This window comes from Halomonas citrativorans (assembly GCF_900163645.1).
In the GTDB taxonomy this organism is placed as follows: Bacteria; Pseudomonadota; Gammaproteobacteria; order Pseudomonadales; family Halomonadaceae; genus Vreelandella; species Vreelandella citrativorans.
The window spans coordinates 96548-115894 of record NZ_FUKM01000017.1 but is presented as its reverse complement, the minus strand read 5'-3'; the positions used below and the strand labels follow the sequence as shown (position 1 = coordinate 115894).

18 protein-coding genes and 1 tRNA gene are annotated in these 19347 nt (G+C 53.8%); 9 read left to right on the top strand and 10 right to left on the bottom strand.

What is annotated here, in order from left to right; genetic code table 11:
• Nucleotides 1-120: 120 nt before the first annotated feature.
• The 8 genes from ychF to CZ787_RS04935 form a co-directional block, all read right to left on the bottom strand.
• Nucleotides 121-1212, bottom strand: coding sequence for a redox-regulated ATPase YchF (gene ychF / locus CZ787_RS04970; RefSeq protein WP_087106787.1), 1092 nt, complete (start codon nucleotides 1210-1212; stop codon nucleotides 121-123).
• Nucleotides 1213-1294: 82 nt separating this feature from the next.
• Complete coding sequence (gene pth, locus CZ787_RS04965) at nucleotides 1295-1876, bottom strand: aminoacyl-tRNA hydrolase (protein ID WP_087106784.1); 582 nt, start codon at nucleotides 1874-1876, stop codon at nucleotides 1295-1297.
• A 196-nt stretch (nucleotides 1877-2072) separates the two neighbouring features.
• On the bottom strand, nucleotides 2073-2705 hold the full coding sequence (locus CZ787_RS04960; protein WP_087106782.1) for a 50S ribosomal protein L25/general stress protein Ctc: 633 nt from the start codon (nucleotides 2703-2705) through the stop codon (nucleotides 2073-2075).
• A 96-nt stretch (nucleotides 2706-2801) separates the two neighbouring features.
• Complete coding sequence (locus tag CZ787_RS04955) at nucleotides 2802-3743, bottom strand: ribose-phosphate pyrophosphokinase (RefSeq protein WP_018916716.1); 942 nt, start codon at nucleotides 3741-3743, stop codon at nucleotides 2802-2804.
• A gap of 57 nt (nucleotides 3744-3800) precedes the next feature.
• A tRNA-Gln gene (locus CZ787_RS04950) sits at nucleotides 3801-3875 on the bottom strand.
• A gap of 30 nt (nucleotides 3876-3905) precedes the next feature.
• Nucleotides 3906-4781, bottom strand: coding sequence for a 4-(cytidine 5'-diphospho)-2-C-methyl-D-erythritol kinase (gene ispE / locus CZ787_RS04945; RefSeq protein ID WP_087106780.1), 876 nt, complete (start codon nucleotides 4779-4781; stop codon nucleotides 3906-3908).
• 55 nt (nucleotides 4782-4836) lie between these two features.
• Nucleotides 4837-5478: a lipoprotein insertase outer membrane protein LolB gene (gene lolB / locus CZ787_RS04940; protein WP_087106778.1), complete on the bottom strand. Its 642-nt coding sequence runs from the start codon at nucleotides 5476-5478 to the stop codon at nucleotides 4837-4839.
• 82 nt (nucleotides 5479-5560) lie between these two features.
• Nucleotides 5561-7339, bottom strand: a complete 1779-nt coding sequence (locus tag CZ787_RS04935) for a tetratricopeptide repeat protein (RefSeq protein ID WP_087106776.1) — start codon at nucleotides 7337-7339, stop codon at nucleotides 5561-5563.
• A gap of 246 nt (nucleotides 7340-7585) precedes the next feature.
• Here CZ787_RS04935 and hemA point away from each other — a divergent pair, with 246 nt between their 5' ends.
• Genes hemA through CZ787_RS04910 form a run of 5 tightly spaced genes read left to right on the top strand, consistent with a single transcriptional unit; the run spans nucleotide 7586 to nucleotide 12151 of the window.
• A complete protein-coding gene (gene hemA, locus CZ787_RS04930; protein ID WP_087106774.1) occupies nucleotides 7586-8896 on the top strand; it encodes a glutamyl-tRNA reductase in 1311 nt (436 codons plus the stop codon).
• Nucleotides 8893-9981 (top strand): peptide chain release factor 1, encoded by a 1089-nt coding sequence (gene prfA / locus CZ787_RS04925; protein ID WP_087106772.1) that lies wholly within the window; start codon nucleotides 8893-8895, stop codon nucleotides 9979-9981. Before hemA ends, prfA begins: the two co-directional genes overlap by 4 nt.
• On the top strand, nucleotides 9981-10829 hold the full coding sequence (gene prmC / locus CZ787_RS04920; RefSeq protein ID WP_087106770.1) for a peptide chain release factor N(5)-glutamine methyltransferase: 849 nt from the start codon (nucleotides 9981-9983) through the stop codon (nucleotides 10827-10829). Before prfA ends, prmC begins: the two co-directional genes overlap by 1 nt.
• 31 nt (nucleotides 10830-10860) lie before the next feature.
• Nucleotides 10861-11361: an Lrp/AsnC ligand binding domain-containing protein gene (locus CZ787_RS04915; protein ID WP_087106768.1), complete on the top strand. Its 501-nt coding sequence runs from the start codon at nucleotides 10861-10863 to the stop codon at nucleotides 11359-11361.
• Nucleotides 11362-11365: 4 nt separating this feature from the next.
• Nucleotides 11366-12151, top strand: a complete 786-nt coding sequence (locus CZ787_RS04910) for a HesA/MoeB/ThiF family protein (RefSeq protein ID WP_087106766.1) — start codon at nucleotides 11366-11368, stop codon at nucleotides 12149-12151.
• 272 nt (nucleotides 12152-12423) lie between these two features.
• Here CZ787_RS04910 and ahpF read toward each other — a convergent pair whose 3' ends face one another.
• Nucleotides 12424-13980: an alkyl hydroperoxide reductase subunit F gene (gene ahpF, locus CZ787_RS04905; RefSeq protein WP_087106764.1), complete on the bottom strand. Its 1557-nt coding sequence runs from the start codon at nucleotides 13978-13980 to the stop codon at nucleotides 12424-12426.
• Nucleotides 13981-14212: 232 nt separating this feature from the next.
• A complete protein-coding gene (ahpC, locus tag CZ787_RS04900) occupies nucleotides 14213-14776 on the bottom strand; it encodes an alkyl hydroperoxide reductase subunit C (RefSeq protein ID WP_087106762.1) in 564 nt (187 codons plus the stop codon).
• Between the two features lie 372 nt (nucleotides 14777-15148).
• Here ahpC and CZ787_RS04895 point away from each other — a divergent pair, with 372 nt between their 5' ends.
• From CZ787_RS04895 to CZ787_RS04880, 4 genes are all read left to right on the top strand, one after another.
• The gene (locus CZ787_RS04895; protein ID WP_087106760.1) at nucleotides 15149-16252 is read left to right on the top strand and encodes a polyamine ABC transporter substrate-binding protein; all 1104 of its coding nucleotides are present in this window, start codon (nucleotides 15149-15151) and stop codon (nucleotides 16250-16252) included.
• A gap of 95 nt (nucleotides 16253-16347) precedes the next feature.
• The gene (gene potA, locus CZ787_RS04890; protein WP_087106758.1) at nucleotides 16348-17565 is read left to right on the top strand and encodes a polyamine ABC transporter ATP-binding protein; all 1218 of its coding nucleotides are present in this window, start codon (nucleotides 16348-16350) and stop codon (nucleotides 17563-17565) included.
• A gap of 34 nt (nucleotides 17566-17599) precedes the next feature.
• On the top strand, nucleotides 17600-18511 hold the full coding sequence (locus CZ787_RS04885; RefSeq protein ID WP_087106756.1) for an ABC transporter permease subunit: 912 nt from the start codon (nucleotides 17600-17602) through the stop codon (nucleotides 18509-18511).
• Nucleotides 18508-19329: an ABC transporter permease subunit gene (locus CZ787_RS04880; RefSeq protein ID WP_087106754.1), complete on the top strand. Its 822-nt coding sequence runs from the start codon at nucleotides 18508-18510 to the stop codon at nucleotides 19327-19329. The genes CZ787_RS04885 and CZ787_RS04880 overlap by 4 nt, the downstream gene beginning before the upstream one ends.
• The last annotated feature ends 18 nt before the right edge of the window (nucleotides 19330-19347 follow it).

The window sequence follows — 19347 nt, the reverse complement described above, 5'->3', positions numbered from 1 at the left end:
ACTGAAAAATTAAGAAAAAAGAGGTAGGGGCGTTGCCTGAAGGCGGCAGATGAAGAGACAAATTGCCATGGGCGCAGGAGTGCGCCCATGGCAGGAGCTAGCAGGTTACGGGGTGGTCAATTAAACATTAAACCGGAAGTGCACCACATCACCATCTTTCACAATGTACTCTTTGCCTTCCAGGCGCCATTTGCCCGCATCCTTGGCACCTTGCTCACCGCCCAGTGATACAAAATCGTCATAGGCGATCACTTCTGCGCGGATAAAGCCTTTTTGGAAGTCAGTATGGATAGCGCCAGCAGACTCTGGGGCCGTAGCACCCTGTTTTACTGTCCATGCGCGGACTTCTTTTACGCCTGCAGTGAAGTAGGTTTGCAGGCCCAGTAGGGCATAACCTGCGCGAATAACGCGGTCAAGGCCGGGCTCTTCCATGCCCATCTCACCCAAGAACATGGCGCGTTCTTCATCTTCCAGCTCAGCGATTTCAGCTTCCAACTGGTTGCAGACGGGCACTACGACCGCGCCTTCTTCGGTAGCGATCTCTTCAACGATATCCAGGTAAGGGTTGTTCTCAAACCCGTCTTCATTGACGTTAGCGATGTACATGGTGGGCTTTAGGGTTAAAAAGCCAAAGCTTTTCACCTGACGCTTTTCGTCTTCATCCAGACCGAAGCTGCGCAGTGGGTGGCCTTCGGCCAGGTGCGGCTCAATCTTGTCGAGGATGGTTTTGGTCGCGATGGCATCTTTATCGCCGCCTTTAACCGAACGCAAGAGCCGCTGACTGGCCTTCTCAACGGTGTCCAGATCCGCCAGGGCGAGCTCAAGGTTAATCGTTTCGATGTCGGCGCGAGGATCAACCTGGTTGGCAACATGGATAACGTTGTCGTTATCAAAGCAGCGCACCACGTGGGCAATCGCTTGGGTTTCGCGAATGTTGGCAAGGAATTTATTGCCCAGACCTTCACCCTTGGAGGCACCTGCCACCAGGCCCGCGATATCGACAAACTCCATGGTCGTGGGCAGGACTCGTTCAGGTTTGACGATCGCTGCCAGCTTATCCAAACGTGGGTCAGGCATGGGGACGATGCCTACGTTGGGTTCTATCGTACAAAACGGGAAGTTTTCCGCATCAATGCCTGACTTTGTCAACGCATTGAAGAGCGTGGATTTGCCTACGTTGGGTAGGCCGACGATACCGCAGTTAAAGCCCATAAGTTCATTCCTGGCCGCTAGGCGCGCGCTAACGAAAGGATGTGTTCAGCGCGGGTCTAAAGTGAAAAAAAATCGATAGTAACTATTTTACGCTATGCAGGCGATTCATGGCTTTAGCCCAATCGCCATCAAGTGCAAGCGGGAGTGTGGCTTCGCATTCGTTAAGCACATGATCAATGGCCGCCTGCTCGTCTTTGCCGGGCCGACCAAGCACGTAGTGAGTTACCTGACGTGCCTCACCTGGGTGACCGATGCCGATGCGTAGACGGTGGAACTGCTTTTGATTGCCAAGTGCGCTGATGATATCGCGCAGGCCGTTATGACCACCGTGGCCACCGCCTGTTTTATAGCGCGCCTGCCCCGGGGGGAGGTCTAGCTCATCATGAGCGACCAGTAAATTCTCGGGGGCAAGTTTAAAAAACTGGGTAAGCGCTGCCACAGAGGCACCGCTTCGGTTCATGAAGGTGGTAGGGTTGAGCAGATGAAGCTCGTGGTCGCCCACGCGGGCCTTGGCATACAGGCCGAGGAATTTCTTCTCCGGGCGCAGTTCGGTATGGGCGCTGCGCGCAATGGCATCGACCAGCCAGAAACCCGCATTGTGCCGGGTGGCATCATACTCGGCGCCGGGGTTGCCTAGTCCTATCAGGGCCGTTACCTGACTCATTGACCTACCTCCAAAAAAATCCGGGCGTATTCTTGACGTCGTGCGTCATTGACGGCTTGAGGTGCAGTTGCAAAAAGGCAAGTCGCAAAAAAGATCAAGCGCCGAAGCGCTTGATCTTATCATTCCCGGGTCATACGGGTATGGCCCGGGCCAGGTACGTATTCAGCCATTAAGGCGATGCGCACCCTTATCGGCCTTACTCAGCGCTGGTGCTTTCTTCGCCTTCGCCTGCTTCTTCGTCATTACGTACTTTAACTTTCGTAATGCTGAGAATGGCGTTGTTGTGTTCCTCACCGTGAGACAGGTCAACGGAGGAAACGCCCTTCGGCAGTGTCAGGTCAGACAGGTGCAAAATCGTGCCCAGCTCAACCGCGGAAATATCAACTTCCAGGTAGTCAGGCAGGTCTTTCGGCAGGCAGCTGATAGCAACTTCGTTAGCCAGTACGTGCAGTTCGCCGCCCTGGTCTTTGATGCCCACACACTGCTCTTCGCCGATTACGTGAAGCGGTACGTTCATGGTGATTTCATGAGTAGCGTCAACACGCAGGAAGTCAGCGTGAGTCAGAAGCGGCTTGTAGGGGTGACGCTGAAGATCACGTACCACTACTTGCTCTTCTGTACCATCGATAACCAGCTTGATTACTGAGGAGAAGAAGACTTCGTCTTCAATCGCTTTGTAGAAAGCAGTCTTTTCTACAGAGATTGATTGCGCGCCTTTTTCACCGCCGTAAACAACGGCCGGTACTTGTTGGTTCGCACGACGCAGGCGGCGGCTCGCACCTTTCCCCAGGTCGTTACGAACGCTGGCTTTCAGGATAAAATCAGACATGTAATTTGCCTCTTGGTTTAAGTAAGGAAACGCCGCCGCCCGCGACCAGACGACGACGCTCCCAAGGCCCCAGAAGGGGGCTATATCGTTAGGCGATCAGTGGAACATCGCGCTAACAGATTCTTCGTTGCTAACCCGGCGGATCGCTTCTGCAATCAAACCGGCAACGCTCAACTGACGAATTTTTCCACTGCGACGCGCATGGTCGGCAAGCGGAATAGTGTCGGTCACGACAACTTCGTCCAGTACAGAGTTGGTGATATTGTCAACGGCAGGGCCGGACAAGATCGGATGTGTAGCATAGGCCACTACGCGTGCAGCGCCATGATCTTTCAGTGCTTCACCGGCTTTGCAAAGCGTACCAGCGGTGTCGATCATGTCGTCAACGACTACGCAAGTACGGCCTTCAATTTCACCGATGATGTGCATCACCTGAGCCTGATTGGCTTGGGGGCGACGCTTGTCGATAATCGCAAGATCAGCATTCAGCTGTTTGGCGATAGCGCGAGCACGAACGACACCGCCTACGTCGGGTGAAACCACGACCAGGTCAGCGTAGTTTTGGCGCTCGATATCATCCAGAAGGATCGGCGAGCCGTAGACGTTGTCTACCGGTACATCGAAGAAACCCTGAATTTGGTCGGCGTGCAGGTCCATCGTCATTACGCGATCAACACCCGCTTTTACCATCATGTCCGCAACCACTTTAGCGGAGATAGGTACACGAGCAGAGCGTACGCGGCGGTCCTGACGTGCATAGCCGAAATACGGCACGACCGCCGTAATCCGCGCCGCTGAGGCACGACGCAGAGCATCAACCATCAGGATCAGCTCCATCAGGTTGTCATTCGTCGGTGCACAGGTGGACTGGAGGATAAACACGTCCTTACCGCGCACGTTCTCATTGATCTCGACTGCGATTTCGCCATCGCTAAATTGGCCAACCGTGGCATTACCCATGCGGCTGTCCAAGCTCTCGGCAATTTTTTGAGCGAGTTCGGGATTGGCGTTCCCGGTGAAAACCATCAATTTTGACACGCGCAGCCACCTTTGCAGTGTTTGGAATCAGGGGAGAAAACGCAGATCATGTCAGGTTGGCTGGGGTACCAGGATTCGAACCTGGGAATGCCGATACCAAAAACCGGTGCCTTACCACTTGGCGATACCCCAGCAATAACCTAATGCGATGACCGGGCGCTTTCAGCAGCCCAGAGCATCTTGTAGGGGAGAGGTGTTCAGTCCGCGTGTGACCCATGTCGGCCAGCGTTGACCTGCCAATTCAGCGACGGTACGTGCGGTTTGTTCAGACTCAAACGTCGCAAACAGACAAGCGCCAGTACCGGTCAGCCGAACAGGTGCATACTGCGCGAGCCAATCAAGCGCTTCCGCCACCAGCGGATAGCGTTTTTTAACGATGGCCTCGCAGTCGTTACGCCACTCAGACGCTCCCCCCTGCAGTGCGCGCGCCATAGTAATGGGGCGACTGTCGCGTGTCAATTCCGGGTCCTGGAAGATCAGGGGGGTTGAGACACTCACTTTCGGATGAATAATCACAAACCAGGGCGTATCCAGCGTCACGGAGGTCAGCTTTTCACCGATACCTTCAGCCCAGGCGCTGTGTCCATAAATAAATACCGGGACATCGGCGCCAAGCTGCAAGCCCAGCTTGGCCAGTGCCGTCGCTGAAAACCCTAATTGCCACAGCTTATTTAACCCCAGTAACACGGTGGCAGCATTCGAACTCCCTCCGCCAAGCCCGCCTCCCATCGGGAGCTTTTTCTCTATGGTCAGCGTAGCCCCTGGCATAGCCCTTGGAATAGCCCCTTGCGCAGTGCCTGCTGAGCGCTGAAGCAGGCGGGCTGCGCGAACCATCAGGTTGTCATCGTGAGCCACACCGTTTACCGGAGTGGCGAGCGTGATATCGCCGTCATCGCGCAGGGTGAGTGTGAGCTGATCACTGATATCAACGATTTGAAACAGGGTTTGTAATTCGTGGTAGCCGTCGTCACGACGGCCCACAATATGCAGCATGCGATTGAGCTTCGCAGGGGCGGGCAGTGTTAAAGAAGCAGACATTAAAGCTCTCACGTGACTTGAATTAGGCGCGACAACTCAACGGGCGCATAAACCGTTATTGAGAGCGCCACTGGTTAACGACCAGGGTGATGCGTACATCGTCATAGTTCATCACCAGGCGGCGAGGTAGCCACATACCTTCAACCTCTTCCCAGTCGCGGTAATCAATTTCCCAGCCATCCTGCTGCATGTGCTGCGGAAAGCCCAGCTCGTCGGTTTCCAACTGATAACTTGCATGTTCACCGGGCAGGCCGCGCACCCAGTCAGGCATGGCGCTAACTGGAAGCGACCAGCCTAACTGCTCTTCCATCAGTGCTTCCGGTGTTTCTGCTTCAAATCGGCCATCACCCGTGGTTAGCGAGAAGCGACCTTCACGACCTTCAAGTACGCTGCGGCCCCCACCAAACGGCCCGCTGATCAGCATGCGAAAATAGTGGGGGTGTTGGCTCCAGTCCAGGTTGGCGCTCTGATTCTCTTGTGGTGTGCGAAGGCCTGCTTTGCCAATCAACGTCCAGGTATCAAAGGCGTCAATATCAGCTTGCTGGCGTTCCCATTGACCTGCTTGACGGCCACCTTCTTCCATCGGGCCTTGCGTCGCGCACCCGGCAAGTAGCAGTAACGCTATGCTGGCAAGAAAGAGGCGAGGGGCGCGTGCAGTGCTGGTAAAGCGCATAAAAGTGGGCAGTGTGTTCAACATAACAGGCTCCATGTCAATGTGTTGAAAGGGTAATGGCAGCATCTTAATGGCGTATCGAGCATAAAGGGAGGCGCCAGCCCCGTTAGGGAGCACCTGACGGGGTTAGTTCAGGATGACGTTCAAGTAACGCGTCAACCTGCGGGTGACGCGTTGTGCTATCAAGCACCATTTGGATTAACGTGCGAGCCTCATCGCTACGACCAAGGGCATGTAAGACTTCGGCCAAATGAGCGGCCACTTCTTGGTCGGGCATCTGGTTATAGGCACTTTCAAGCCAGGCAAGCGCTTCTTCATTTTGGTCCAGTCGGAAATATACCCAGCCCATGCTATCAAGTATCGCCGGGTTGCTGGGGTCTTCTTCGTAGGCGCGCTCAACCAGCTCGCGGGCTTCTTCCATGCGTCCTGGCAAGTTAAGATCTGCCAAGGTATAGCCCAGTGCATTTAAGGCATTTGCGTTGTTGGGTTCAATACGCAAAAGCTGACGTAAATCTTGCTCCATTCCTGGGAAGTTGCCTCTCTCCCAAGAGCGCATGGCACGTAAATAAAGCAGGTTAACGTCATCTGGCGTGCGAGCCAATTCGCGGTCAAGTAACGCTAGTGCTTCATCGGGCGCGTTCAGTTCGTCCAGCAGTTGAACTTCCAGGGCGACCAAGTCGCCAAAGTAATTTTCATAGCGCATTCGCTCAATGCGTAAAAAAGCCCGCGCATCCATCACACGGTCATCGTCAATCAACATTCGAGCGGCTGCCGCCCGGGCGGGTAAAAACTCGCCTCCCTCGCTTACCTGGCGGTAATAAATCAGTGCGTTATCGGTATCGCCTTGGGACTCCGTGATAGCGCCCAGCAGGTAGTAGGCAAGATCGGGAACGTTGTCCTGACTTGTGAGTGGCTGCAACAGGCGGTAAGCAGGCTCGCTGTAGCCTTCCTCAAGGTAAAGTTGCGTTAGGGCCAAGCGTAAACGCTGGTTACCGTCATGGCTTTCCAGTAGCGCATCCGTTTGTACTTCTGCGGCGGCAATATTATTCAAACGAATTTCGGCTTGAGCCAGCAGCAGCGTAAACCGTACGTCATCGGGGACAATGCTGGCGCCTTGTTGCGCGGCTCGCCTGGCGGTGTGTAGATCGCCAGCTTCGAGCGCCAGTTGCGCTTGGGCAAGCCAAAGCGTCGCCGATTCTGGCGCTTGCTTTGCAACGTCGTCCAGATGCGCTTGCGCTTGGCGGGTATTACCAAGCGCTGATTCAAGTAGCGCAGTGGCAAGCAAGGCATCGCTATGATACTCAAGCTGCTCTGCACTGGGTTGAGCCAAGTGGGCGCGCATCGACTGGGCCAGTAAGTTGAGCGGTGCGCTCCCTTCCGTGATAGCGATGTCGACGAAGGCCGTAAGCTCGCCATTGCCGCCTGCTTGAGTGATCGCTAGCCGCTGTTCAAGGCTGTCCAGCCAGTCACCTCGCTGCAAAGAGATCGCAGCCAGTAGCTGGTTGGGCGCTTCTGCCGAGGGGGCCAGCTCACGCCAACGCAGTGCGGATGCCTCCATTAACGCTACATCGTCACCAAACCGAGCCGCAAAGGTGGCGCGTTCAGCCAGCGCCGGAGCGCTATAACGTTGCGATGCCTCCAGGTAGCCTTGGCTGGCAGAGCGGTAATCGCCACGTTGGCCCGCTAATTCCGCCGTAAGCAGCGTACGTAGCCCATCGGCGTCCAGACCACGGGTAATAGGTGGGGCCGACTGCATGGGGTCAGAAGCTATCAGGTCTGGCAAGCCGCCTTTATAAGAGGGTGCTGACTGGCAGCCGCTCAGGAATACCACGGTGGCGGCCAAGGGCAGTAGGGATGAACCCAATTGTAGTGAGCGAAGGGGCATGCGTCTCTCATTTTAGTGGCCGAGCGTTCAGCATAGCGGCTTGGCTGGCTGCGGCAAAGTGATGTACGCCAGATGTTAGTCTGCTGTGATAGAATAGTCGGCCTTGAAAGGCTGGCAGATAAGCGCAATTGAGTAATGATCAGCCGTTGCCCAGACTTGCGCTAATTCAGCGTAAGACGTAAACCACTGAGACTTCAAGACCGATAGCAACGTGATGACCGAACCACTAGCGAAGACGCATACCGCATGACGCTTCTTGCCTTGGGAATCAATCACCGTACTGCCAGTGTGGCCGTACGCGAGCAGGTAGCCTTTACTCCGGCGCAGTTAGATCACGCGCTGGAGCAACTGCGTGGTCTGTCACATATTAGCGAAGCGGCGGTGCTCTCCACCTGCAACCGCACTGAGCTATATTGCGTAACGGACGCTGCTGGCGAGCAAGCCGTGCTTGAGTGGCTAGGGCGTTTTCATAACTTGAGTGTTGAAGAGCTGACCCGCTGCGCGTACCACTATTTAGACAACGACGCTGCGCGCCATTTAATGCGTGTGGCCGTTGGTCTGGACTCCATGGTATTGGGTGAGCCGCAAATACTTGGGCAATTGAAAGATGCCTATCAACAGGCGCGCCAAATGCAGGGGTTGGGTGGCGAACTTGAGCGTCTTTTTCAACATACCTTTGCAGTCGCCAAGCAGGTACGTACCGAAACCGGGATTGGCAAAAATCCGGTTTCGGTGGCCTATGCTGCGGTGAGTATGGCTAGCCGAATTTTTGATGACTTTAGCCGCTCGCGGGCGTTGCTAATTGGTGCGGGTGAAACCATCGAGCTGGTCGCGCGTCACCTACATGAAGCCGGTGTATGTCAATTAACCGTGGCTAACCGCACACGTGAGCGTGCTGAGCTTGTCTCCTCGCGACTGGGTGGTAAGGCAATTACGCTTTCTGAAATTCCGGCCGCGCTGGAAGACGCCGATATCGTTATTTCTTCCACCGCATCGCCTCTGCCAATTCTGGGCAAGGGGATGGTTGAAAGTGCACTCAAAAAGCGTCGCCACCGCCCGGTCTTTATGGTGGATATCGCCGTGCCACGGGATATTGAGTCCGAGGTAGGCGAGCTTGCCGATGTGTTCCTTTATACGGTCGATGATCTGGAAGAGGTGATCGAAGAGAATCGTCGCTATCGCCAAGTGGCTGCTGACCAGGCCGAGTCTCTGATTGAGCACGGTGTCAGTAGTTGGCAGCATGAAAAACGAATTCGTAACGGTGGTGAGTTGATTCGCGACTACCGTCAGCACGCCGAAACCCTGCGCGATCAATCGCGTGATCAGGCGTTGGAGCGCTTGGCGCGCGGTGAAGACCCAGCCAAAGTGATTGAGCGCCTGGCTCATCAACTGGCTAATCGCTTAATGCACCAGCCCACGCAAGCAATACGCGATGCCGCCTCGCAAGAGCAGCATGACTTGCTGGAGGCCGCGCCACGCTTACTATTGCCTGTTAAACCCGCTTTTGAAAAGCCCGCGCCCACGGCTAACCGCCAGAAGGATAATACGCCCGCATGAAAGATACCTTGCGCCAACGCCTCGATAGCTTTACCGAACGTTTTGAAGAGCTGGCGATGTTGCTGTCTGATCCTGAGGTCATTAATAATCAGCAGCGTTTTCGCGACTATTCACGCGAGTACGCCGAGCTGGATGAGCTGGTCGCGGCTTGGCAGCGCTATCGCAGCGTTGAAAACGATATTGAGGCAGCCCAGCAGCTTAGTCGGGACGATGATCCTGATATGCGTGAGCTTGCCGAGATGGAAGTCAGTGAAGGGCGCGAGCAGCTAGACCTACTGGATACTGAGCTAAAGCGTTTGCTGGTGCCTAAAGACCCGGATGATGGCCGAGGCGTGTTTTTGGAAGTACGTGCCGGTACCGGAGGCGATGAAGCAGCGATTTTTGCAGGTGATCTGTTTCGTATGTACTCACGCTATGCAGAAAAACGTGGCTGGCGTGTCGAAGTAGTGAGTACCAACCATGGTGAACAGGGCGGTTATAAAGAGATTATTTCCCGTGTTAAGGGCGATAGCGTCTACGCGCGTTTGAAATTTGAGTCGGGAGCCCATCGGGTACAACGCGTTCCCGCTACTGAATCTCAAGGTCGTATTCATACGTCTGCCTGTACGGTGGCGGTGATGCCTGAAGTTGATGATGTTGGCGATATCGATATTAATCCATCGGATTTACGCGTCGATACCTACCGTTCAAGTGGAGCCGGTGGCCAGCACGTTAACACCACCGACTCAGCGATTCGTATTACCCACATACCGACAGGCGTAGTGGTTGAGTGTCAGGAAGAGCGTAGTCAGCATAAAAACCGGGCCAAGGCGATGTCGCTGCTTGCCGCGAAGTTGAAGCGTAACGCGGTCGATAGCCAGCGCCAGGAGCAGGCGGATGCCCGCCGCTCACTGGTAGGCTCTGGTGATCGCAGCGAACGTATTCGCACTTACAACTTCCCTCAGGGTCGAATTACCGATCACCGTATCAACCTGACACTTTATAAGCTCAATGAAGTGGTGAGTGGTGAGCAGTTGGATGAGGTGATTGAGCCCTTGATCCACGAGTATCAAGCCGAACAGTTATCGGCGCTTCAGGACACGTAATGACGTTTGATGCGCTTTTACAGGCCGCGGCAGAACGCTTAAAAGCCGCGGGTTCAGCCTCGCCGCGGCTGGATGCCGACGTCCTGCTTGCCCACGTAATTAAACGGGACCGCACATGGCTTTATACCTGGGGCGACCGTGATTGTTCCGGGTGGGAGCATGCGCGCTTTGATGCACTGGTGGCGGCGCGTGCTCAGGGCCAGCCGGTAGCCTACCTGACTGGTGAGCGAGAGTTTTGGGGATTGCGGTTGGCCACTTCAAAAGAGACGCTAATACCGCGGCCGGATACCGAAACGCTGGTAGAAACAGCACTCAATCGCGTTGCCTCTCCTGCCGGGCGCCTGTTGGATTTAGGTACGGGCACCGGGGCCATTGCACTGGCCTTTGCCAGTGAGCAGCCTGGTTGGCAGGTGGTTGGTGTCGACCTTCGCTCAGAAGCGGTTTCTTTGGCACAGCAAAACGCAGCTGCATTAGGGATGAATAACGTAGCGTTCATGCAAAGCAATTGGTTTGCTGCCTTTGAGCAGGATGCGACACCCGTAGAGCGATTTGATCTTATTGTGAGTAATCCGCCGTATATTGCCGCTGACGATCCGCATTTGCACCAAGGGGATGTGCGCTTTGAGCCGCTGAGTGCTTTGGTGGCAGAGGGCGATGGGCTGGCCGATTTGATGCATTTAGTTGCCACGGCGCGGCGCTATTTAACAGCCTCAGGATGGTTGTTGCTAGAGCATGGCTATCGTCAGGCAGCCTCAGTGCGCGCAGCGCTGATAGATGCGGGTTATCAAAACGTTGAAAGTATTCGCGACCTCGGTGGGCATGAGCGTATTACCCTTGGGCGCTGTTAGCTCGTCTGGCTTATCTGTAATGGATCCTGCTATGAAACCTAAGAATAGAACGCTGGACCGTATCGACCTTAAAATCCTGCGCTGCCTGCAGGAAAATGCACGTATTTCCTACGTTGATTTGGCATCAGAGGTTGGTTTATCCACAACTCCTTGTTTGGAGCGCGTTAAGCGCCTGGAGCGCGCGGGTATTATTCGTGGCTACCAGGCTATTCTTGACCCACAGGCGCTAAAAGCCAATTTACTGGTCTTTGTTGAAATTAGCCTGGAAACTCAGTCGCCAGCCGTATTTGATGAATTTCGCCGAGCCGTTGAAAAGCTGCCGCAAATTCAGGAGTGCCATCTGGTCTCTGGTCAGTTTGACTACATTTTAAAATGCCGCATTCCAGAAATGGCCGCCTACCGTCAGCTATTAGGAGACGTGGTGCTTACTCTCCCCGGCGTCAAAGAGTCTAAAAGTTACGTGGTTATGGAAGAGGTGAAAGAAAGCTTTAGCCTGCATGTACCCGACGTTGAGCACTTTGAGGATAAGTAAGTCGATGATGGATGATCAGACACTGCTGCGCTACAGCCGTCAAATTATGCTGCCTGAAGTGGATATTGAAGGGCAAGAGCGCTTGCGTAGTGCCCACGTGCTGATCATCGGTGCGGGAGGGTTAGGCTCGCCGGCAGCACTTTACCTGGCCGCTGCGGGTGTCGGGCGGATAACGATTGCAGATGCTGATCATGTCGAGTTGTCTAACCTTCAGCGTCAAATTGCTCATCAGCAGGCAAGCATTGGGCAGAACAAGGCGGCTTCTGCCAAGGCCAGTATGAAGGCACTGAACCCGGATTGCTGTATTACAGCACTTGAAACGCATGCTGAGGGTGAAGCCCTGGAGCAGCTCGTTGCTTCTGTCGATGTGGTGCTGGATTGTACGGATCGTTTTTCCAGCCGTTATTCCATCAATGCTGCCACGCAAAAGGTAGGTGTTCCGTTGGTGTCAGGCGCTGCCATTCGCTTTTCCGGTCAGCTTGCAGTGTTTAACCCCCGTGACCCAAACTGCCCCTGCTATGCCTGCCTTTACCCGCCGGACGATATGGGCGATGAGGCTCTTGGCTGCGCAGAAAGTGGAGTCATGGCGCCGTTGGTGGGGTTAATCGGGTGTTTTCAAGCAGTTGAGGCGTTCAAATTGCTAAGCGGCGCCGGGCAAACCCACCAAGGGCTCGCAACCTTTGATGGTCTACGAGGCCAGTGGCGACACTTCAATGTACCGCGTGATCCGGCTTGCACTGTGTGCAGTGTGATACCTGAACAGGGCGATGTTTCGCAGAAGATGCATTAGTTGGTTCATTTGCAAGCGCTGCCCTGCTCAGAATCCCCCTCTTTTTGATGAGTTGCTGCGACTATCTTGTTGCTGGCCGGTGGGTTAAAGACAAAAAATCCGGCCTCCAGGGGAGAGGGCCGGATTTTCTTAGAGCCTTCGGTATCGGCAAGCCTTAGCCGAATAGCATTACGTAGGGCAGCGGGCGTGACGTCACGGTCTTATACGTCAAAGGGATAGAGGAGCGGGTAGTGGAAAACCACTACCCGCTTTTTGGTGTTGGTGCTTGGCGATTAGTTGCGGATCAGGTAATCAAACGCGCCAAGTGAGGCTTTAGCGCCTTCGCCCATGGCAATAATAATCTGCTTGTAAGGCACCGTGGTAACATCACCCGCGGCAAATACGCCGGGTACCGAGGTCATGCCGTGAGAGTCGACGATGATCTCCCCGCGCGGCGTCATTTCGATGGGCGAGCCTTTCAGCCACTCGGTATTTGGCACCAGGCCAATCTGGACAAAGATGCCTTCCAGCGCGATGTTTTTAGTCTCATCGGTGTTGCGGTCTTTGTAAGTCAGGCCATTAACGCGGCTGCCGTCACCGGTTACTTCGGTGGTTTGAGCATTTAAAATAATGTCCACGTTGGGCAGGCTCTTAAGCTTTTTCTGCAGTACCGCATCGGCACGCATTTCACCCATAAATTCGAAAAGGGTGACGTGAGCAACGATGCCTGCCAGATCAATGGCAGCTTCAACGCCAGAGTTGCCGCCGCCAATAACCGCGACGCGCTTGCCTTTAAATAGCGGACCGTCGCAGTGCGGGCAGTAAGCAACGCCTTTGTTGCGGTATTGCTGCTCGCCGGGGACATTCATTTCGCGCCAACGGGCTCCGGTCGCCAGAACCAGTGTTTTGCTCTTGAGTTTTGCACCTGACTCAAAGGTCACTTCGTGCAAGCCACCTTCGGCCTCAGCGGCTTTAAAGGCAGTTGCCGTTTGCAAGTTCATTACATCAACGTCGTAATCCTTGACGTGCTCTTCAAGCGCGCTAACAAGCTTGGGGCCTTCTGTATGAGTAACCGAAATAAAGTTTTCGATACCCATGGTATCTGATACCTGGCCACCAAAACGCTCAGCCGCAACACCAGTATTAATGCCTTTGCGTGCAGAATAAATGGCAGCCGCAGCACCAGCGGGGCCACCGCCGATCACCAGCGTATCGAATGCGGCTTTGGTGCTTAGCTTTTTGGCTTCGCGGTCGGCGGCGCCCGTGTCCACTTTGGCCAGAATTTGCTCAAGGGTCATACGGCCCTGATCGAACGGCTTACCGTTTAGATAAATACTGGGCACTGACATAATTTCACGCTCTTCAACTTCGTCCTGGAAGAGCGCCCCATCAATCGCCACATGGCGGACGTTGGGGTTAAAGATCGCCATCAGGTTTAACGCCTGAACCACATCAGGGCAGTTCTGGCAGGACAGCGAGTAGTAGGTCTCAAAGAGCATGTCGCCTTCGAGCGCTTTAATCTGGTTAAGCACCTCGTCAGAGGTTTTCGGTGGGTGTCCACCTACTTGCAGCAGTGCCAGAACCAGCGACGTAAACTCGTGGCCCATGGGAATACCGGCAAATACAACACCCGTCTCTTCACCTGTACGGTTGATCGCAAAAGAGGGCGTGCGGCTATCCTGACCATCCGTTTTCAGGGTGATCATGTCACTCAGCCCGTTGATATCTTCCAACAGGCCGTGAAGCTCACGTGACTTGTCACCGTCATCAAGGGACGCAACGATCTCGAACGGTTGAGTCACTTTTTCCAAATAAGCTTTCAACTGATTTTTTAAATTAGCGTCCAACATGACAGTGAATTCCTCGTAATCTGTAAAAGGTGTTCTCAACCCATAGCCACATTTAGCCCGCGCTTGTGAAAATCACAGCGAAGATCGGTATAAAAGGGAGAACAAATAGCGCGATGTAAAGAGAACACCCGGGTGAAAAAAGCCCGGGTGTCAGGCTGCCACCTGGTTAAGCCGTTATCGTAAGCGGCGCTTCAAGAGCGATTAAGATAACGAAGATGGCAGCACTCGCCGTTTAGATTTTGCCAACGAGGTCTAAAGAGGGCGCGAGTGTTTCTTCGCCTTCTTTCCATTTGGCCGGGCATACTTCGTTGGGGTTTTCACGAACATACTGGGCAGCTTTAACTTTGCGCAGTAGCTCTTCGGCATTACGGCCGATGTTGCCCGCATTGATTTCAACGATCTGAACTTTACCGTCGGGATCGATAACAAACGTGCCGCGCTCTGCAAGGCCTGCTTCTTCAATCAGGACTTCAAAGTTACGCGAGATTTGCAGCGTGGGGTCAGCCAGCATTGGGTACTGAAGCTTGCCGATCGTTTCGGAGCTATCGTGCCATGCTTTATGGGTGAAATGGGTATCGGTTGAAACGCTGTAAATTTCAACGCCCAGCTTTTTGAAGGCTTCGTAGTTGTCGGCCAGGTCGCCAAGCTCCGTTGGGCAAACAAACGTAAAGTCAGCCGGATAGAAGAAGAAGATGGACCATTTTCCCTTCAGGTCAGCTTCGGTGACATCGATAAATTCGCCATTTAGATAGGCGGTAGCTTTAAACGGTTTTACTTCAGTGTTGATCAAGGACATTCAGATTATCTCCGTGTCTTGTGAATGAAGGTGAAAATGTTATGGACTATAGTAGGGATATTTTTCTGATAGTTAAAATTGAAAAATGCCATTCAGCGTATAGTTTTTTACTATTTCGCAGCAGCCTATCTACGCTCCGCAGACCTTGAAGTGGGGGCAGGCCCACTATAATGCAAGAATCTTTCACATTGACTTGCGGTAGAGACCGCTGCGACGCAAAATTCGCACGTTCAGTAGAAAAGCCTACGCTAACGGCGAGTGGCTGATGGCTGGCGTTAATCTAGATGGTGCTGTTTTGAATAGCTGTTTTGAATAGCTGTTTTTGAATAACCGTTGTTGAATAACTGTTTTTTGGATAATGAGGAGCACGAAATGGGGAACATTCACAAACTTTCAGGCGCCGTTGCGGCCGTTTCTTTAGCCGCAGCGGCGACAGTCGCCCATGCCGATGAGGTACGGGTATATAACTGGTCAGATTATATAGCACCGGAGACGCTTGAAAAATTTACCGAGCGTACCGGCATTGATGTTACCTACGATGTTTACGATAGTAATGAGACGCTTGACGCTGCCTTGCTGGCAGGCCGTTCGGGGTATGACGTAGTGGTGCCTTCTACGCACTTTTTTACGCGTCAACGCCAAGCGGGCGTTTATCAAGCGCTTGATAAAGAGCAGTTACCTAACCTGGAAAATCTCAATACCGGGTTGATGGAAAATTTAGACGCGATTGACCCTGATGGCGACTACTCAGTGCCTTACATGTGGGGCACTAACGGTATTGGCTACAATGTTGAGCGCGTGAAAGAAATCCTGGGCGATGATGCGCCGGTCGATAGTTGGGCAATGCTATTTGACCCTGAAATTACCTCTGCGTTAAAAGATGCTGGTTGCGGTATTTCGATGCTGGATACGGGTGAGGAAATGCTGCCCGCGGCCATGGCATACCTGGGCCTGAGCCCGCTAAGCGAAAACGCGGAAGACTTTGAAGCCGCCGGTGAAGTGATTAGCGCCGTGCGCGATGATGTTACCTATTTCCACTCTTCACGCTACGTATCTGATTTGGCCAATGGCGATATTTGTGTGGCAGGCGGATATTCCGGCGATGTATTCCAGGCTGCTGAGCGTGCCGAGGAAGCAGGGCGTGATTTTGAAATTGGCTATAGCATTCCTAAAGAAGGCGCAGCCTTGTGGTTTGATGTTATGGCGGTCCCAGCGGACGCGCCCAATGTTGAAAACGCCCATGCTTTTATTAACTTTATCCTTGATCCGGAAATTGCCGCAGAAATTACCGATTACGTAAGCTATGCCAACCCCAATGCGGCGGCCGATGCTTACCTTCCGGAAGAAATTCTGAATGACCCGGCGATCTATCCCGAAGCCGAGGTTATGCAAAACCTGTATGTGGCGCTTGACATGCCACAGCCGGTACAACGTATCCGTACGCGTGTGTGGAACCGTGTAAAGTCTGGCCGTTAAGCTAAACCTCATCCGGCAGCGAGCCAGGCCCTATGCCTGTCTCGCTGTTCATCTTTTAATGCCCGGGTTTCCGGGCCTTTTGATGGGAGTGGCGAATGGTCACTACGCCCCTGTCGGACGGAAATTCGGCGAACGAACCCTCGGCAAACGAACCTTCAGTGAACGAAACGGCAGCGTCTGCCTTGGCGATACAACGCCCGCAAGGCAAAACGCCGCGGTTTGCAGAAGACATCGTGCTAGAAGTTAAAGGCTTATGTAAGCGCTTTGACGAGGCCTTGGCGGTAGATAATGTAAATTTACAGGTGAAGCGTGGTGAGATTTTTGCGCTTTTAGGCGGGTCGGGTTCGGGGAAGTCGACGCTGTTGCGTATGCTTGCCGGGTTTGAAACTCCCACGGACGGGCATATTTTGCTTGGCGGTAAAGACATTACTGCGGTCCCGCCCTACAAGCGCCCGATTAACATGATGTTTCAATCCTATGCGCTATTTCCGCACATGACGGTGGCGCAAAATATTGCCTTTGGGCTAAAACAGGACAGGCTTGCCAAGGGTGAAGTAGATGCGCGCGTGGCGCAAATGCTGAAACTGGTGCATATGGAGCGCTTTGCCAAGCGTAAGCCGCATCAGCTTTCCGGTGGCCAGCGTCAACGGGTGGCGCTGGCGCGTTCCCTCGCCAAACGGCCAAAACTGTTGCTGCTTGATGAGCCCATGGGCGCGTTGGATAAAAAGCTGCGTACCGAAATGCAGTTGGAAGTGGTCGAGATTATTGAGCAGGTCGGCGTGACCTGCATTATGGTGACCCACGATCAGGAAGAGGCCATGACCATGGCGGATCGTGTCGCCATTATGGCCGATGGCTGGATTGAGCAGGTCGGCTCGCCGGTCGATGTGTACGAAAGCCCAGCCAGCCGTATGGTGGCGGAATTTGTTGGTACGGTGAACCTGTTTGAAGGCGAGATTGTGGAAGATGCCGCTGACCACTGCCAAATCGTATCGCCTGAGCTTGAACGCCCCATTTATATTGACCACGGCATTACAACTCAAGCGGTTGATCGGCGGGTGTGGGCAGCGCTGCGTCCGGAAAAAATCTGGCTAACACGTGAAAAACCCACGTCGGACTACAACTGGGCAGAGGGTAAAGTCCACGATATCGCCTACCTGGGTGGTTTTTCGCTTTACTACGTACGCACCGCCTCGGGACAGTTGATTAAAGTCAGCATGGCGAATACCGAACGGCGGGGTGACCGGCCAACCTGGGAAGACAGTGTGTATGTCTACTGGGAAGACCACAGTGCCATCGTGTTGAACCGCTAATGGCCCTTTCTGGCTACTTGGGAGATTGCTTGCGATGATGCCATCTCAACTCACCGCCCTGTTCAAACGCTTACAGTTAGGGCGTCGGGCGGTGATTGCCTTGCCGCTTGTATGGCTACTGCTGTTTTTTTTGCTGCCCTTTGCCCTGGTACTGAAGATCAGTTTGTCGGAAGGTGTTGTGGCGATCCCCCCTTATGGGCCGCTGCTTGAGTATACCAACCAGACCCTGCATATCTTTTTAAACGTGGGCAACTATCTGTTCTTGCTCTCCGATTCGCTGTATGCAGCCGCCTATTGGGGGTCTGTAAAAACGGCGTTTATCTCAACCGCGGCCTGTTTGTTGATCGGCTACCCGATGGCGTACGCCATGGCCCGCGCCCCGGCACGTTGGCAGCTTCTATTGTTGTTGCTGGTGATGTTGCCCTCCTGGACCTCGTTTTTGATTCGGGTGTATGCCTGGATGGGGATTTTAAGTAACAGCGGCCTTATCAATAATCTACTAATAGGGCTTGGTCTGATCGACACGCCTTTACGAATGATGAACACGCAGCTTGCCGTGGTGATAGGTATTGTCTATGCCTATCTGCCCTTTATGGTGCTGCCTCTTTATGCCCATCTAACCCGGCTGGATAACTCACTACTGGAGGCCGCTTCGGACCTTGGGTCACGTAAGCTCAATACTTTTATCAAGGTAACACTGCCCCTTTCGATGGGAGGAATTATTGCGGGGTCAATGCTGGTATTTATCCCGGCCGTGGGCGAGTTTGTTATTCCTGAGCTATTGGGCGGCCCGGATACGCTGATGATTGGTAAGGTACTTTGGGAGGAGTTTTTCCTTAATCGCGATTGGCCCGTTGCCTCGGCGCTGGCAATGGTGATGTTACTGCTGCTGCTAATACCGATTGTTTGGTTTCACCGTTACCAGTCTCGGGGGCTTGAAGAATGAGCGGAGTACGACGGCGGCCGAATTTCTCAACCGTGATGCTGATACTCGGCCTGGTGTTCCTCTATCTGCCGATGGCGGTGTTGGTGGTGTACTCTTTCAACTCATCCAGGCTCGTTACCGTGTGGGCAGGCTTTTCAACCCAGTGGTACGGGGCGCTGTTCCAGGATCAACAAATTCTCTCGGCAGTATGGACGAGTCTAAAAATCGCGTTTTTTGCCGCGAGCATGGCGGTATGTTTGGGAACGGTCGCGGCGTTTGTAATGACGCGCTTTGGTCGCTTTCGTGGAAAAACGGCGCTTTCCAGCATGGTAACTGCACCACTTGTCATGCCCGAGGTCATTACCGGACTGTCGCTGCTACTGCTATTTGTTCAAATGGCACAGCTGACAGGCTGGCCCGCCGACCGGGGTGTAGGCACTATTTGGATTGCGCATACCACCTTTTGTAGTGCTTACGTTGCCATCGTAGTGGCGGCGCGCCTGCGCGAGCTGGATAGCTCGATAGAAGAGGCGGCAATGGATTTAGGTTCACCACCGCTTAAAACGTTCTTTTTTATCACGCTACCCATTATTGCCCCTGCGCTGGCGGCGGGCTGGCTGCTCGCCTTCACTCTGTCGTTGGATGACCTCGTCATCGCAAGCTTCGTGTCAGGCCCTGGCGCCAATACGCTGCCCATGGTGGTGTTTTCATCTGTACGCATGGGCGTATCGCCGAAAATTAACGCGCTGGCGACGTTGATTATTTTGACGGTATCGCTGGTGACGTTTTTGGCGTGGTACCTGATGCGTCGTAGCGAAGCCAAGCGGCAAATAAATTAGCAATAAGGAGGCGTCTGG

Bases quoted from the DNA above. Each gene is read 5' to 3' on its own strand.
- CZ787_RS04885 (WP_087106756.1), top strand. From the start codon at position 17,600: ATGATGCCATCTCAACTCACCGCCCTGTTCAAACGCTTACAGTTAGGG.
- CZ787_RS04880 (WP_087106754.1), top strand. From the start codon at position 18,508: ATGAGCGGAGTACGACGGCGGCCGAATTTCTCAACCGTGATGCTGATA.
- potA (WP_087106758.1), top strand. From the start codon at position 16,348: ATGGTCACTACGCCCCTGTCGGACGGAAATTCGGCGAACGAACCCTCG.
- CZ787_RS04960 (WP_087106782.1), bottom strand. From the start codon at position 2,705: ATGTCTGATTTTATCCTGAAAGCCAGCGTTCGTAACGACCTGGGGAAA.
- lolB (WP_087106778.1), bottom strand. From the start codon at position 5,478: ATGTTGAACACACTGCCCACTTTTATGCGCTTTACCAGCACTGCACGC.
- prfA (WP_087106772.1), top strand. From the start codon at position 8,893: ATGAAAGATACCTTGCGCCAACGCCTCGATAGCTTTACCGAACGTTTT.
- ahpF (WP_087106764.1), bottom strand. From the start codon at position 13,980: ATGTTGGACGCTAATTTAAAAAATCAGTTGAAAGCTTATTTGGAAAAA.
- ispE (WP_087106780.1), bottom strand. From the start codon at position 4,781: ATGTCTGCTTCTTTAACACTGCCCGCCCCTGCGAAGCTCAATCGCATG.
- ahpC (WP_087106762.1), bottom strand. From the start codon at position 14,776: ATGTCCTTGATCAACACTGAAGTAAAACCGTTTAAAGCTACCGCCTAT.
- CZ787_RS04895 (WP_087106760.1), top strand. From the start codon at position 15,149: ATGGGGAACATTCACAAACTTTCAGGCGCCGTTGCGGCCGTTTCTTTA.
- pth (WP_087106784.1), bottom strand. From the start codon at position 1,876: ATGAGTCAGGTAACGGCCCTGATAGGACTAGGCAACCCCGGCGCCGAG.
- CZ787_RS04915 (WP_087106768.1), top strand. From the start codon at position 10,861: ATGAAACCTAAGAATAGAACGCTGGACCGTATCGACCTTAAAATCCTG.
- CZ787_RS04910 (WP_087106766.1), top strand. From the start codon at position 11,366: ATGATGGATGATCAGACACTGCTGCGCTACAGCCGTCAAATTATGCTG.
- hemA (WP_087106774.1), top strand. From the start codon at position 7,586: ATGACGCTTCTTGCCTTGGGAATCAATCACCGTACTGCCAGTGTGGCC.
- prmC (WP_087106770.1), top strand. From the start codon at position 9,981: ATGACGTTTGATGCGCTTTTACAGGCCGCGGCAGAACGCTTAAAAGCC.
- ychF (WP_087106787.1), bottom strand. From the start codon at position 1,212: ATGGGCTTTAACTGCGGTATCGTCGGCCTACCCAACGTAGGCAAATCC.
- CZ787_RS04935 (WP_087106776.1), bottom strand. From the start codon at position 7,339: ATGCCCCTTCGCTCACTACAATTGGGTTCATCCCTACTGCCCTTGGCC.